This window comes from Paractinoplanes ovalisporus (assembly GCF_016834655.1).
Classification (GTDB): Bacteria; Actinomycetota; Actinomycetes; order Mycobacteriales; family Micromonosporaceae; genus Actinoplanes; species Actinoplanes ovalisporus.
Window position 1 is genome coordinate 91,751 of sequence record NZ_JAENHP010000023.1, and the last position, 14,024, is coordinate 105,774.

At 70.7% G+C, this 14,024-nt stretch carries 15 protein-coding genes and 1 tRNA gene; 5 read left to right on the plus strand and 11 right to left on the minus strand.

Translation table 11 applies throughout. The annotated features are described in order from the left end of the window. Positions 1 to 9: 9 nt before the first annotated feature. The 3 genes from JIG36_RS41830 to JIG36_RS41840 form a co-directional block, all read right to left on the minus strand. Positions 10 to 651 (minus strand): SDR family NAD(P)-dependent oxidoreductase, encoded by a 642-nt coding sequence (locus JIG36_RS41830; protein WP_203382353.1) that lies wholly within the window; start codon positions 649 to 651, stop codon positions 10 to 12. A gap of 495 nt (positions 652 to 1,146) precedes the next feature. Next, positions 1,147 to 1,218, minus strand: a tRNA-Val gene (locus JIG36_RS41835). A gap of 139 nt (positions 1,219 to 1,357) precedes the next feature. Beyond that, positions 1,358 to 1,759: a TIGR02611 family protein gene (locus tag JIG36_RS41840; protein WP_203382355.1), complete on the minus strand. Its 402-nt coding sequence runs from the start codon at positions 1,757 to 1,759 to the stop codon at positions 1,358 to 1,360. A 277-nt stretch (positions 1,760 to 2,036) separates the two neighbouring features. Between JIG36_RS41840 and JIG36_RS41845 the strand changes: the two genes are divergently transcribed. From JIG36_RS41845 to JIG36_RS41860, 4 genes are all read left to right on the plus strand, one after another. After that, positions 2,037 to 2,468, plus strand: a complete 432-nt coding sequence (locus JIG36_RS41845; protein WP_020514863.1) for an SsgA family sporulation/cell division regulator — start codon at positions 2,037 to 2,039, stop codon at positions 2,466 to 2,468. A gap of 247 nt (positions 2,469 to 2,715) precedes the next feature. Beyond that, positions 2,716 to 3,570, plus strand: coding sequence for a helix-turn-helix transcriptional regulator (locus JIG36_RS41850; protein WP_203382357.1), 855 nt, complete (start codon positions 2,716 to 2,718; stop codon positions 3,568 to 3,570). A gap of 65 nt (positions 3,571 to 3,635) precedes the next feature. Then, positions 3,636 to 4,091, plus strand: a complete 456-nt coding sequence (locus JIG36_RS41855) for an RrF2 family transcriptional regulator (protein WP_184956002.1) — start codon at positions 3,636 to 3,638, stop codon at positions 4,089 to 4,091. A gap of 110 nt (positions 4,092 to 4,201) precedes the next feature. After that, on the plus strand, positions 4,202 to 4,381 hold the full coding sequence (locus JIG36_RS41860; RefSeq protein WP_184956001.1) for a DUF4236 domain-containing protein: 180 nt from the start codon (positions 4,202 to 4,204) through the stop codon (positions 4,379 to 4,381). Between the two features lie 54 nt (positions 4,382 to 4,435). Here JIG36_RS41860 and JIG36_RS41865 read toward each other — a convergent pair whose 3' ends face one another. Then, positions 4,436 to 5,341, minus strand: a complete 906-nt coding sequence (locus JIG36_RS41865; RefSeq protein WP_203382359.1) for a hypothetical protein — start codon at positions 5,339 to 5,341, stop codon at positions 4,436 to 4,438. Positions 5,342 to 5,408: 67 nt separating this feature from the next. Between JIG36_RS41865 and JIG36_RS41870 the strand changes: the two genes are divergently transcribed. After that, positions 5,409 to 7,022: a fibronectin type III domain-containing protein gene (locus JIG36_RS41870; protein WP_236049272.1), complete on the plus strand. Its 1,614-nt coding sequence runs from the start codon at positions 5,409 to 5,411 to the stop codon at positions 7,020 to 7,022. An 18-nt stretch (positions 7,023 to 7,040) separates the two neighbouring features. Here JIG36_RS41870 and JIG36_RS41875 read toward each other — a convergent pair whose 3' ends face one another. The 7 genes from JIG36_RS41875 to JIG36_RS41905 all read right to left on the minus strand — a co-directional run bounded on the left by JIG36_RS41875 (position 7,041) and on the right by JIG36_RS41905 (position 13,951). Next, complete coding sequence (locus JIG36_RS41875; protein ID WP_203382361.1) at positions 7,041 to 8,417, minus strand: permease prefix domain 1-containing protein; 1,377 nt, start codon at positions 8,415 to 8,417, stop codon at positions 7,041 to 7,043. Further along, the gene (locus tag JIG36_RS41880) at positions 8,414 to 8,785 is read right to left on the minus strand and encodes a PadR family transcriptional regulator (RefSeq protein WP_203382363.1); all 372 of its coding nucleotides are present in this window, start codon (positions 8,783 to 8,785) and stop codon (positions 8,414 to 8,416) included. Before JIG36_RS41880 ends, JIG36_RS41875 begins: the two co-directional genes overlap by 4 nt. A gap of 69 nt (positions 8,786 to 8,854) precedes the next feature. Further along, a complete protein-coding gene (locus JIG36_RS41885) occupies positions 8,855 to 9,490 on the minus strand; it encodes a class F sortase (RefSeq protein ID WP_203382365.1) in 636 nt (211 codons plus the stop codon). Next, positions 9,487 to 10,290: a GVDTG sorting domain-containing protein gene (locus JIG36_RS41890; protein WP_203382367.1), complete on the minus strand. Its 804-nt coding sequence runs from the start codon at positions 10,288 to 10,290 to the stop codon at positions 9,487 to 9,489. Before JIG36_RS41890 ends, JIG36_RS41885 begins: the two co-directional genes overlap by 4 nt. 23 nt (positions 10,291 to 10,313) lie before the next feature. Then, positions 10,314 to 11,813, minus strand: coding sequence for a serine/threonine-protein kinase (locus JIG36_RS41895; protein ID WP_203382369.1), 1,500 nt, complete (start codon positions 11,811 to 11,813; stop codon positions 10,314 to 10,316). A 42-nt stretch (positions 11,814 to 11,855) separates the two neighbouring features. After that, positions 11,856 to 13,325, minus strand: a complete 1,470-nt coding sequence (locus JIG36_RS41900) for a molybdopterin-dependent oxidoreductase (RefSeq protein ID WP_203382371.1) — start codon at positions 13,323 to 13,325, stop codon at positions 11,856 to 11,858. Continuing rightward, positions 13,325 to 13,951: a fasciclin domain-containing protein gene (locus tag JIG36_RS41905; protein ID WP_203382373.1), complete on the minus strand. Its 627-nt coding sequence runs from the start codon at positions 13,949 to 13,951 to the stop codon at positions 13,325 to 13,327. The genes JIG36_RS41900 and JIG36_RS41905 overlap by 1 nt, the downstream gene beginning before the upstream one ends. Between the last annotated feature and the right edge of the window lie 73 nt (positions 13,952 to 14,024).

The following is a 14,024-nucleotide window of genomic DNA, read 5'->3' on the forward strand; positions in this document are numbered from 1 at the left end:
ACCGGCGGATCAAGACACCCGCAGCCCCAGGACTTCCCACCCACCAGCCCGCAGGCTTCCACCCGCCGGCGCAGTCAACCTTCGGCTGCGGGCGGGCGTGGAGTGACAGGAGGGCCCCCTGAGGAGCGGGAACTTCAGGCTTGGCGCAGGCCGGCCAGCAGAGGTTTTGCGCAGGTGATCGGCGGCGATGGCCGACCATTCGCTCTTGGTGGCGCCCGGCTGGACCACGACGACGTCGATGCCGAACGGGGCCAGCTCGATGCGCAGCACGTTGCTCATGCCCTCCAGCGCGAACTTACTGCCGTGATACCAGGCGCCGAACGGGGTGTGGATCTCGCCGCCGACCGAGGACACGTTGATGATGCGCCCGGACCTCTGCCGCCGCATGATCGGCGTGATCAGCTGAATGAGCCGGATCGCCCCGTACACGTTGACGTCGAACTGTCGCTGCCCCTCGCTGAGGGGAACGTCCTCGACAGCACCGTACGAGCCGTGTTCACCTTCCGCGCAAGAGGTGCGGGCGCCCGCCTTGACCGCACTCAGGTGCACGATGTCTTTGCGATCCCAGGCGCACGCCAGGTGATTGGTGGGCTCGTCCAGCAGCAACACATTCGGCTCGTCCAGCAGCAACAAATCCGGCTCGTCCCGCATCAGGATCAGAGGGAAAGCACGCCGGCCACGGACGTCACGCTCGGACCGCCGACTCACTCGCTACCGAAGGCCAAGTCACGCGGAGGGCAGGCATGCCCGAAAGCCAGGTGGCGAAGCCACCTTCCACCCCAGCCCATCACCGAAGGTCAAGTCACCCGGAGGGCAGGCATGCCCGAAAGCCAGGTGGCGAAGCCACCTTCCACCCCAGCCCATCACCGAAGGTCAAGTCACGCGGAGGGCAGGCATGCCCGAAAGCCAGGTGGCGAAGCCACCTTCCACCCCAGCCCATCACCGAAGGTCAAGTCACGCGGAGGGCAGGCATGCCCGAAAGCCAGGTGGCGAAGCCACCTTCCAGCCCAGCCCATCACCGAAGGGCGAGAGCGGCAGAGGGGGTGCGGGTGGCGTAGCCCCCGCTCTGGCGCGACGAAGTCGCGCCGGAAGGAACGAGGCGGCCAGGTCTGCGCTTTCCGCAGACACACGACCGCCCCCGACTCGTGGGCGATACTGGGATCGAACCAGTGACCTCTCCGGTGTGAACGGAGCGCTCTCCCGCTGAGCTAATCGCCCTCAACGGAGACTGACTGTACTAGACGGCAGCCCTTCTCCGCGAACAGGGGTCACAACCGCCACCAACAGGTGTCACGGCCGCCGCGGGCCCGGGGCCGGGACTGCCACTTATAGGTGTCACGGTCGCCGCCGGCTGGGGTCAGGACAGCCAGTCGCGGCCTACCTCGATCAGGTCTATGCCGAAGCTCAGGCGGAACGAGACGTAGACGACGGCGCTCACGAAGAGGAACGTCGCCAGGCCGACCAGCCCCTTCACCGGCCATGACTGACGGCCGATCCAGTGCGTCCAGGCGAGCACGTGCTTCTTCGTGAACTCGAGCAGGTGTTTGGCCCACGCGAACTCGATGGCCCAGATGGCGAGGCCGGCGATCACGATCGCCCAGCCGGGGCCGGGGAGTGGGATCGCCACGATGCCCACGGCGACGACGATGGCGCCCAGGGCGGCGATGGAGATCTTGAGTGCGAGCCGGCCCGTGGGGTTGGCGCGGATCTTCTCCAGCACACCCGACGGGGCCCGGTCTTCGTCCGGTTTCGTAGTCATTTCATCCCCCAGTGTTCCGGAGCCCCGTCACCACCCGGGAGAAATGGACGTTACCGGAGTAAGTCAACTGCTGGACCACCCGACGCCGGGCGGAACCGAGTACTTGGGGCAGAACAGTACAAGATATCGCTTTACGTCTTGTGCGAAAGGGTTTTCGGAACCGTCTTCCCACTACTGGGTGAGATCAGCGTATGGCGGAGCGTAACGACAGGGATCACCTGAGTATGGGAAACGCGGGGTTCACCAGCCTCGCAGCGGTGCCGGGGGGAGTTCGTCCATGAGTACCATTCGTCCAACGACCGTCGAGGTCGAGACCTCACTGCGGCTCGTAGCACCTGACGCCACGGCTCTGCCCGTGCGCGCCAGTCTCCGCTACGACCCAGCCGACCCTTATGCGGTCCACGTGTTGTTCCACGCAGAATCAGCCGGTGGGGAAGCCGTGAGCTGGTCCTTTGCGCGGGAACTGCTCGTGACCGGGCTCGATGAGCCCGCGGGTATCGGAGACGTCCGGGTGTGGCCGTGGGCCACGCCGCGGGGCGACTTCGTGGCCCTGGCGTTGTCGTCACCCGACGGGAACGCGCTGTTCGAAGTGCCTCGCAGCGTCCTTGTCCGATTCCTCCGTCGCACCTATGTGGTGGTGCCGCGCGGCCGGGAATCCGAACACCTGGACGTCGACGCGGCCGTGAATCGGTTGCTGGCCGGCCGATAACGCTGACCGGCCGATAACGGGCGAAAAGCGACAGGCGACCCAAGCGGACACTGCCGGTCCGCGAGGGTCGCCTTTTGCATAAACCGTCCCGAATACAAATAACCGGACATTCATCGCAGAAATGCCGTTCGATCGGACGGAGATCGAGCGGAGAACGGCAGAGAACAGGCGGAAAGGCGACAGCAGGGGTCCGCGTCGCGTTTTGCCTCGTGCATCGCTGGTCATGGGCGGTTACCGTCGTGGCGCGATGTCCACTGCAGCCCCGCGGGAAGAAACCGCGATCACGTTCCGTCCGCCCGGTTGGGCGGGCGTCGGCACCTGCGCCCTGGACGCCACCTCGGCCCAACCGCCGGTGCGTCTTCCGTACCACGTGCTGCTGCTCGCCACGGCGGGTCACGGCACCGTCGAGGTCGACTTCTTCGGCCACGCCTGCCGTCCCGGCACCCTCCTCTGGATCCGTCCGGGCCAGGCCCTGCGTGTCGGCCGCAACGGCCTGATCGCTTCCGTGGTGACCTTCGAGCCCCGCTTCGCCGAGCAGGGTGAGGACGAGCCCCTGCAGAACCGCTGGCAGCTGCGCGGCGAGGACGAAGACGCTGTGATCAGCGAGTTCAGCCAGCTCGCGGTCGACTGCGACCGGCTCGCGCCGAGCTCGCTCGCCGCCGACCTGCTGCGTCACCAGCTGCACGTCCTCCGGCTACGCCTCTCCCTGCTCAGCACGGACGCGCCGCCGGGGCCCGAGAGCCGCACCTATTCGCGGTTCCGGGGCCTGCTCGAGGCCGGCCACCCGCACAGCCGCCGGGTCGAGGACTATGCCGAGGAACTGGGCTGCTCCGTGCGTACGCTCACCCGGGCCTGTCTGACCGTCACCGGCCGCACGGCCAAGCAGGTGGTCGACGACCGGGTCGCGCTGGAGGCCCGCCGGCTGCTCGCGTGCACCCCCCTGTCGGTGGCCGAGGTCGGCCGTCACCTGGGTTTTCCCGAGCCGACGAACTTCGGGCGCTTCTTCCACCGCGAGGTCGGGATGAGCCCGGGCCACTTCCGCGCCGAGGCCGCGTCCGAACCCCGCGGCGTCATCCCCGCACAGCGACGATCATCTGACTGAGCGTAATTCCCATAAAACCGTGGGGTATGTGCGAGTCCCGAGCGCGGAGGGGGCATGATGAATGGGTGCAGATCTCCGCGCGCGGCGACTACGCGGTCCGGGCGGCCCTGAGCTTGGCTAGGGCCTACCCGGCATTGATGTCGGCCCAAGCCATCGCCCAGGACCAGGAAATGCCTCGCAAGTTTCTCGAGGCGGTGCTCGCCGATCTGCGCCGCGCCGGGGTCGTGCGGGCGCAGCGTGGCGCGGAGGGTGGCTACACATTGTCACAGTCTCCTCGCGATGTGACGATCGGCCAGATCCTGCGCGCGGTCGACGGTCCGCTGGCCGGGGTCCGCGGCCTCCGTCCGGAAGAGACTCGCTACACCGGCGCCGCCGAAAACCTTCCGAACCTCTGGGTCGCCGTACGCGCGGCCGTGCGCGAAGTGGTCGACGAGGTCAACCTGGCCGAGCTGATCAGCGGGCGCATGCCGGCCCACGTCCGCAAGCTGACGACACGCCCGGACGCGTGGCAACCGAGGTGAGCGGCAGCGCGGCCAAAGCCGGGTAAGCGCCGGCCCAACAGCACGAAGTTTGCCGATTTCGTACGCAGGGAATCGAACGTCTATCCGAACGAACATGGAGGGACGTACCGATGGGCCTCGTTTTCCGCAAGCGCAAGAAGATCGGCCCGTTGATCCTGAACTTCACCGAGAACGGTTACTCCTCGTGGAGTCTCAAGATCGGCCGCTGGTCCTGGAACTCCCGTAGCCGGGCGCACCGCTACGACCTGCCCGGCCCGTTCAGCTGGAAGCAGGACAAGAGCCGGTCCTAGCGCCTGTTTCGGAGCGGGGCCGCGCCGCCGCCCCGCCTCAGCTACGAAAAGAACCTAGGCAAGGGCGATAACGACGTCCCCGCCGAGCCGTCCGTGCGACGGCCGGCGGGCGACCGTCCCCGCGTCGACCAGCCCGTGCAGCACCCGCGTGGCGTCGGCCGCCCGATAGACAGTCTCGGTCAGCGCGAACGTCCGCAGCTCGGTCACCGTCGCCTCGCCGACCTGCTCCAGGTGAGCCAGCAGCTCGCGGCGCAGCGGCCCCGGGTGCGGCGTCAGCGAGATGTCGATCAGGTGCCGGTCCGGGTCACCGGGGTCCCGATACCGTACGCCCGCGAACTCGTCGACCGACCACAGTGCCTCCTTGAAGCCTTCGAGACTCTTGCCGGCCGTGGTGCCGAAGGCCAGCAACTCGCCCGGTTCGTCGGAAACCGCGAGCTCGACCGAGGTGAACAGAGGCCAGCCCGTACGGAGGGAATCGGTTGACGCCCCCGCCGGCAGCACCAGAATGACCTCGGCCGGTTTGCCCGCGGTCAGGGCGGCCACCGTGGCCGGCGCGGGCGGCGAACCGGTGCCGGACGCATCGAGAAACCCCAGCACCGGTACGCGCTGAGCCCCGATCGCCTTGAGCCCGACCGGCAGCCGCCCGTCCGTTCCGCCCGAGATCGTGTGCACGGCCAGACCGGCCCCGGCGCCCGACTGTTCCTGGATCGCCGAGAGCCGCTCCGAGATCGCGCCGAGGTCGTCGCCGGTGGCCACCATGGCCAGCTCCCGCCCCCGTACGAGATCGCTCTGCTCGGCCAGGACCCGCATCGCCGCCTCGGCCGCAGCACCGCCGTCGGCGTCCGCGTATCCGTGGGCATAGATCACCCGCCGGGCACGGTGCAGTGCGGCCGGAACCCAGGCCTCGAGGTAGCGGACCAGCAGTTCCCGCTTGACGGTGTCGATCTCGGCGTAGGACATATACGAGTTCTACAGTGTCCGGCCAGCGAGGCGTTCGCAACATTGCACTTGTACCTACAGTGGTCACATGAGCACTATGGGACACGTGGCCCCTCCTCCGCTCGCCGAGCTCACCGCGCGCGCCCAGACGTTGTCGTCTGCCGGCGACCTCGCGGGTGCCCGGCGGGTGCTGGCCAATGTGCTCGATCCGGCCGATGCCGCCGACCCGCGCCGGGCCAACGCCGACCTCGCCCTCGCCGCCGCCCTGCACGCGCGCATCCTGATCGCGCTGGGCGACGTGCACGGGGCCCGGCTCTGGGCCGCTTACGCCCACGCCGCCGAGGAGCGGCTGCACGGCCCGCACCACGACCGCACGATCGGCGCGGCGGCCACCCACGCGGCGGTGCTGCAGCGGGCGGGTCACTTCGGCCGGGCCGCCCAGGTCTATCGCCAGCTCGTCGGCGACCTCACCGAGCTGGAGGGTGCCGACTCCCCGCGCGTCCTCGCCGCCGAGGCCGACCTGGCCACCGCCGAACACGCCGCGGGCCACTGTTCGGCCGCCCGTTCGCGCCTCACGGCCGCGTGGCGGCGCCACCATCAGCGCTACGGCGACGCCGCTCCGGCCGGCATCAAGATGCTGGCCCGCCTGGGGGCGATGGAACGGGAGTGCGGCCGCGACGCCGAGGCCCGCGACCACCTGGCCAAGGCGCAGGAGCTGTGCGCGCGCTACCTGCCCTCCGACCACCCCCTGGTCCGTCAGGTGGCCGCGTTGGTGCAGGCCAAGGCGTCGGGCAAGCATGTCTGCGGCCGGGTCGAACAGTCCGACGGGCCGCCCGAGGTCACCCAGGAGACACCGGGCGTCACCACGGTCGGGGCTCCGGGCGTACGCACGCTGCCGTTTCCCCGGCGTCCCACGGTGCCCGACCCCGGCGAGGGCTTCCCGCCCGAAGACCCGAGTGTGCCGCCGCCCGACAACCGGCCCACCGACCCCAACGGCACGGTCTATCAGCAGCCGCTCTATCTCGCCGACGTGCATCAGGAGCCCGGTGACCTGCAAGGACGCCACGCCCGGGCCGACACTCCGCCGCCGATGCCGGGCCGGCGCGCCCCCGACTACGGTCCCGACGGCCGTCCACAGCCGATCGGTTCGGCGCCCGCCTCGACATACACGCTGCCACCCAACACCGAAAGACGTCTTCCCGTACGCACGGAGCCTCCCGCCGATACCGCACCGCGCCGCCGGCAGCCGTTCGTGCTGGCCGCGGTGCTGGTCGCGGGCGTGGCGGCCGCGGTGGCGGTGGTGGCCCTGACCCTTCCCGACGCCGACGGCGCCGAGGGTCCGACCGCCGCCGCGCCGACCACCCGGGCCTCGGCTCCCGCCGCGCCGGTGACGACGCCGCCTCCGCGGGCGACCACCCGCCCGCCCACGGCCGACCCGGGAGCCCCCACCAACGTGCGGCTGCGCGACAACCGTGACAGCGTCCTGCTGCAGTGGACCTATCCCCAGGGCTCCGAGGGCCCGGTGCTGGTCTCGGGCGGCCGGGCCGGTCAGCCCCAGAAGCCGTTCCAGCAGCTGGCCGCGGGCAGCAGCGACTATGTGGTCTACGGCCTGAACGAGTCGCTGAACTACTGCTTCACGATCGCCGTGGCGTACTCGACGAACAACATCGACCGTTCGGTCCCGGTCTGCACCAAGCGCTGACGCCGTGCCGAGGCGGGGTCACCGGAAGCTGAACAGGACGGGCAGAGCCAGGACCACCGTCCAGAACCAGAGGGCGTAGACCGGCAGATACGAGGTCTGCCAGCGCTCGATGGCGGCGAACCTGTTGCGGCGGCGCACGAAACCCAGCAGCAGCCACGCCGACCAGGCCAGGTTGACCAGCAGCACGATGTTCTCGCCGAGGGCGGCCACGTTGTTCGGGGTGGTGCCGTACTCGGCGATGCGGCCGGTCATCGTGTAGAGCACCAGGGCGTCGATCACCAGCGCGCTCACCACCAGGGCGAGCTGCAGCACGTCGAACGGGCCGCGCGGGGCCTGGGGATCGCGGGCCGACAGCGAGTACAGCAGCAGGCCCAGGACCACCGCGAGCAGCAGGTCGAACATCACCAGCGTCTCCCGGTCGATCTCGATGCCCCGGCCGTTCCAGCCGATGGTGACCAGGAAGGCCAGCAGCGCCACCGTGAACAGCGGTGTGAACAGCCGGGTCAGGACCGGCGCGATGTTCTCGATGACGCCCTGCTTGACCTCGACCAGCCATCCGGCGACGACCGTGGCGCCGACCAGGCCGCAGGGCACCACCCAGTTCGAGATCACCGAGTCCGAGTCGACCCCGATGGCATCGAAGATCCCGTGCAGAAAGGCGATCAGAACCCCGCCGCCGAGCCCCATGAGCACCAGGTAGACGAACCACTCCCCGGTGAAGCGGATGAAGTCCATCCGCCGCCGGGCCGAACGCAGGTCGTCGGAGACGTAGGCCAGCCCGACCACCAGCCACAGGGCGATCGGCAGATGCGTGACCATCAGGCCAAACGACTGGGAGTCGTCGTCGAGCGGGTAGGCGTTCACCACCACCGCCCCGAGGGCGAACAGCGCCACCAGGGTCGCGATCACACCGGCGCCGGGCCGCCGCCGCCAGACGAGGAACGCTGCCAGCCAGGGCAGCGCGAACAGGGCGATGTTGCGGCCGTAGAAGGTGTCGTCGCCGCTGTCGAAGCTCAGCCCGGCCAGCTCCGGGACCTTCACCGAGACGGCGGCGCCGAACGCGCACACCAGCATGGCGATCACGTCGCGCCGGGACCGCCCGGCCCGGGCCGGGTCACCGGACCCGCCGGTGAACATCAGCTGCTTCCACAGCCGTTCGGAGTGCTCACGGGCGAACTCGCGGGACAGGTCGTCCAGGCCGCCCATCCGCTTGACCGCGATGAGGAACGCCTCGTCGGGGGCCAGCCCCCGGGCGACGAGATCGTCGACCGTGCCCCGGAGGTGGTCCTCCAGCTCGTCGGCGTCCGACTCCACCAGCTCGGGGCGCCGGCGTACGTACTCCCGCCACTGCGCGAACTGGGCCTCCAGTTCGTCCTCGCCGTTCGTGACCGTCACGCGTTGCCCTCCAGCGGAGTGAACAGGGGCCGGATGCCGCCGACGCTCGGCCAGACCTGCTGGAGCGCCTCGACGACGGTCTGCCACTGGCGTTGCTGCTCGGCCAGCTCGGCGCGGCCCGAACGGGTGATCCGGTAGTACTTGCGTCGCCGTTCCCCGGCCACCGCCTGCCAGGTCGCCTCGACATGGCCGAGACGCTCCAGCCGGTGCAGCAGGGGGTAGAGGAAGCCCTCGGTCCAGTCCAGCTCGCCACCGGACAGGTCGCTGATCCGGCGCAGGATGGCGTACCCGTAGCTCTCTCCCTCGGCCAGGATGCCGAGCACGATGGGTGTCGCCGAGGCGGCCACCAGGTCCTTGGTCACCCGCATGGGCAGCCCCCTCATACCTAGAAGTACGAGGCATAGTAGTTCTAGGTATCAGCGGGGCGCAACAACCGGTTACCCGCTCTGCGTCGACCGGAGTTCGGCGTAGGCGACGATGTTGTCGACGTAGTGGCCGGAGCGGTGGTCAAAGTCGCCGCCGCAGGTGATCAGGCGTAGTCCGGCGTGGTCGATGGCGCCGTAGACCGCGTCGGCCGGGAACTGGTCCTTGGCGTAACGGTCGACGCGGGTGACGGCGAAGACCGCGGTGACGCCGTCCTGCCGGATGACGCTGATCCGGTCACCGGTGCGCAGCGTGGCGAGGCGGGCGAACGTGCCGTCGGCGCCGCGGTAGTTGACGTGCCCGGCGAGCACGGCCGGGCCGAGGGAACCCGGGGTGGGCGCCTTCGTGTACCAGCCGACGGTGCGCGCGTCGGTGGGCACCTCCATCGAACCGTCCGGGTTCTGGCCCAGGCCGGTCACCGGCTCGTCGACGTGGAGCGCCGGGATCCGGACCCGGGTGGGGGCGGACGTGGGCAGCAGTTCCCCTCGGGTGAGGACGTCGCCGCCGGTGCGGGCGGGCTGGACCGAGGGTGGCGTGCTGCGGGGCGGTTCGGCGACCGGCTGGTCGTGCCGGCCGACGGCGATCGCGGCCACTCCGGTGACCGCCAGGGCGGCGGCGATCACCAGGGCGGACGTACGGGCGTGGGTCATCGCTGGGCGCGGCTCAGCACGTACGAGCGGCGACGCGCGATCACGACTATGCCGAGCGCGGCGAGCAGGGCGAGCCCTCCGGCGCCGTACCAGACGGCGGCCTGGTCTCGGGTGCTGCCGTCGCCGGTGGCCACGCCGCCGACCGGAACCGATCCCGCGGCGGCGCCCGAGACCATGCCGCACGTGGCCGGGTCGGTGGCCTCCTCGGGGATGCCGCTCAGGCCGGCCGACTTGGCGAGGGTGGATTCCCCGAGGCCGTCGAGGTCGTACTTGCCGTTGCCGTTGGCGTCGACCCCGTGCTGGACGATGTGCAGATCCTTGAGGTGCTTGATCGTGCCGGCCGGCAGGTCGGCGCCCGCGATCGTCCGGTCGTACGTCAGGGTGCCTTTGGCGTCCGCCGTGGGCATGCGGTCCACCGCGAGGCCGCTGGCCTTGGACGTGTCGCCCCTGGTGGTGAGCGAGACGAAGATGTCGCCGTAGGCCGGCATGCCCTCCTCGGTGCTGACGTAGCCGTTGCCGTTGGTGTCGGCCGACATGTCGGGGCAGTGGAAATCCATGCCGGTGATCGAGCCGTGCAGGTGCTGGGCGTGCGGCGAGTTCGGCACCAGGCCGGTCGAGCGGATGCTGATCCGGAGGTCGCCGGTGTCGGTGGCGGTGAGCGTGGCGCTGCCGCGGGCGTCGGAGTTGTTCAGCTCGAGCAGCTGGACGTGCACACTTTCATCGGCGAGGGCCGGGGCCGGGCTGGCCAGCAGCAGCGCGGCCACGGCGGGGACGGCGAACAGGGTCCGGCGGAATCTCATGCGGTTTCCTTTCCAGGGGGCGGTCAGCGGGCCGAGGCGAACAAATTCACCAATTGCTTCTGTACGGGCATGGCCCGCGCCCAGTCCGGGGCGGCGGTCGTCCAGCGCAGCAGGTAGGACTGGTCGTCCGAGGTCGCGACCAGGATTCGGCGTTCGTGCAGCGTCGTGTCCGAGTCGGGCCGCCAGGTGTACTCCCAGTCGGCGCCACCTCGTCGGAGCAGCAGGACGCCCATGCTGATCCGCTGGTAGCCGGGCCGGCCGCCGGCCTTCTCCCGGGCCTGCCAGTAGGCCAGTGGTTGCTGGGTCCGCACCGGGGACTGGGTCACCTCGAAGGCGCGCCGCCCGGCCGGATCGCCGAAACAGACGTCGTTGCCGTTGGTCGAGCGCTGCCACCCGGCGGGCACGGCCAGCGCGAAACCGGCCGGGTCACGCGACCAGATCCAGCCCGGCGGCAGCCCGGCCGGCACCCGGCTGGTCGCGGCGGCGACGGACTGCCGGTCGGCACCGATCCCGCACAGGTCGCCGGCCTGATCGGCCGGCGCGGTGGCGGGAGCGGACGATTCCACGGCGGCCGGCCGGGTCGGTTCGGCCCGTTGGGACCGGGCGGCGTAGGCGCCCCCACCGGTGATCACGAGCGCCAGCGAGAGGCCGGCGACGACGGCGGCCCGGGGCCGGCGCCGCCGGCGGGTCACGGTGGCGATGCCCCGGGCGACCGGCGCGAACGCCGTGCCGGCCGCTTCACCGACGACCGTTTCCAGCCGGGCCGCCGTGCGGGCGGCGTCCGGCCGCCGGTCCGGGTTCTTGTCGAGCAGGGCCAGCAGCAGACCGGTCAGGGGTCCGGCGCGACGCGGCGGGTCGGGGTCGTCGTGGAGGACCGCGTGCAGAGACGCCTCGACCTCGTCGCGGGCGAACGGAACCCGCCCCTCGACCGCGGTGTAGAGGGTGGCGCCCAGCGACCACAGGTCGGCCGGCACCCCTGCGGGCTGCGAGCGCAGGCGCTCCGGGGCCACGTAGTGCGGCGAGCCCAGCCGCGGATCGGGCCCCCCGGATTCCCGGTCGCCGATGATGGCCAGGCCGAAGTCGGTGAGCACGACCCGGCCATCGGTGCCGAGCAGGACGTTGCCCGGTTTGACGTCGCGGTGCAGGACCCCGGCGGCGTGCGCGCTGCGCAGGGCGGAGAGCACGCGGAGGCCGAGCCGGGCGGCGTCCGCCGGTGGGAGCGGCCCGTCCTGGCGGATCGCCTCCTGCAGGGAACGGCCCGCGACGTACTCCATGACCAGCCAGGAGTGTTCCTGCTGCCAGACGACGTCGTACACGGTGATCACGCCGGGGTGGTCGAGCCGGGCCGCCGCCCGCGCCTCCCGCATGGTCTGTGTGGCCAGCAGGGCGCTGGACGGAACAGTGATCTCCTTGACCGCCACCACCCGTTGGAGCAGCTCGTCCTGCGCCCGCCAGACCCGGCCCATCCCGCCCGAGCCGATCAGTTCGAGCAGCCGGTACCGGCCGCCTACCAGCTCATTCATGAGAGGGATTCGGCGCCGATGATGTTGCGGATGGGCCGGGATCTAGCCGACGGTGACGGTGATGGTGTGCCGGCCGGTCGCCCCGCTGGGGAACGGCGTGGCCCGGGCCTCGGTCTGGGCCTGCCCCGTGCCGTCGGTGGCCCGCACCGACAGCGAATGCGGCCCGGCCGTGGCGTTCCAGGTCCAGCGCCACTGCACCCATGTGTCGATCGACGGGACCGGACGCAGCTCGGCCGGCTTCCACGCGCCGCCGTCGACGCTGACCTCGACCTTGGTGATACCGCGGCGCTGGGCCCAGGCCACTCCGGCGACGGTCACTGGTCCGGCGGCCGGGCGGGCGAACGGGCGCGGCTGATCGATGCGGGAGGCAGTGCGGACCATTCCCGTACGGGCCCAGCCGCGCTTGACCCAGTAGGCGTCGAACGCGGCGAACGTGGTCAGCTCGAGCTCGGTGACCCACTTGCAGGCGCCGGCGTAGCCGTACAGGCCGGGGGTCAGCATGCGGACCGGAAAGCCGTGTTCGGGTCGCAGCGGCTCACCGTTCATGGCGACCGCGAGCATGGTGTCGCGGCCGTCGAGGGCGGTCGCGACCGGGGTGCCGATGGTCATGCCTTCGACCGAGCGGGCGACGATCTGGTCGGCCTCCGGTCGCAGGCCGGCCTCGGTGAGCAGGGGGGCCAGCGGCACGCCGAGCCAGCGGGCGGTGCCGATGTAGGGGCCGCCGACCTCGTTGGAGACGCAGTTGAGGGTGATGTCCCGTTCGATGAGCGGCCGCCGCAGCAATTCCTCCAGCGACAGCTCCAGCTCGGTGCCGACCATGCCGTGGATACGCAGCGTCCAGGTGTCCGGGTCGATGCGGGGAACGGTGAGTGCGGTGTCGACCCGGTAGAAGTCCGCGCTCGCGGTGGTGAAACCCGGTGCGGTGCCGGCGGGAAGGGCTTTCGCCGGGGAGGCGGGTGCGGGCAGGGCCAGATCGGTGCGTACGCGGCCGGTCGTGCGGGTGACGAGCTGGGCTCCGGCTTCGGCGAGCACGGCGGCGCCGGCCACGAGCAGCGCGCCGCGGAGAAAGGCCCGTCGATGGCGCGGCGGCTCGGCGGTCCGCAACAGCCACCAGAGGACGGATCCGGCGATCGCGGCCGCGAGCAGGGACGGGACCGGCGAGAAGGCCGAGGCGGTCGGCCGGCTCAGCGCGGCGGTGGCGCCGGCTGCTCCGAGGACGACCGTGCCGGCGACGACCAGGACCCGGCGGCGACGGCCGAGGACGCCGATCGCCGCGGCGAACAACGCCAGGACGAGGCCGATCGAGGCGAGCAGGACCGGCTTGTCATGGGTGCCCAGTTCCCGTACGGCGAATTCCTTGACCGCCGTGGGAGTGGCGTCGATGATCGCGCCGCCGACCGCGATCAAGGGCGCCGCGTCGGGCCGGGTCGCGGCGGCGAAGAGTTCCGCGACCGCGATCCCGAGCCCGGCGGCGATCACCCCTGCGGCGGCGTCGCGCAGCAGGGTTCTCATCAGCTCTTCGGCATGAGCACGGTGTCGACGATGTAGACGTTGGCGTTGGCCGTCTGCACGTTGCCGCAGATCACCGAGGCGTTGCCGTCGACCGTGAAGTCCTCACCGGAGCCCATCACGGTCAGCTCCTTGCCCTCGAGCGTCTTGTGGGCGCCGGACAGGTCGGCCGGGGTCAGCTTTCCGGGCACGACGTGGAAGGTCAGGATGTCGGTGAGCATCTTCTTGTCGGCGAGGACCTTCTTGAGGTCGGCGGCCGGGATCTTCTTGAAGGCGTCGTTGGTCGGCGCGAAGACGGTGATGCCGTCGGCCGAGTTGAGCGAGTCGACCAGCCCGGCCTGCTTGACCGCGGTGACCAGCGTGGACAGCAGCGGGTTGCCGGACGCGGCCGTGGCCACCGGCACCTGGGCCATGGCCTGGAAGCTGCCCTTGTCCGACGGGTCGGTCGGCACGGCGGCGCAGCCACTGCCGAAGTTCTCCGTGGCCGGTGCGGCGCTCGACATCATCGGGGCCGGGCTGGTCATGGTGGGCGCGGCCGCCGGCTCGCCGGAGTCGTCGCTGCCACAGGCGGCGAGCGAGATCGAGAAGAGCGTGGCCGCGGCGAGGGCGGTGATCTTGGTCGTACGCATGAGTCCGTTCCTCCTATTTGGGGGCCTTTACCCCCTTAATTCGGAACGGGACGGGTCGCGGATGGGCCGGATT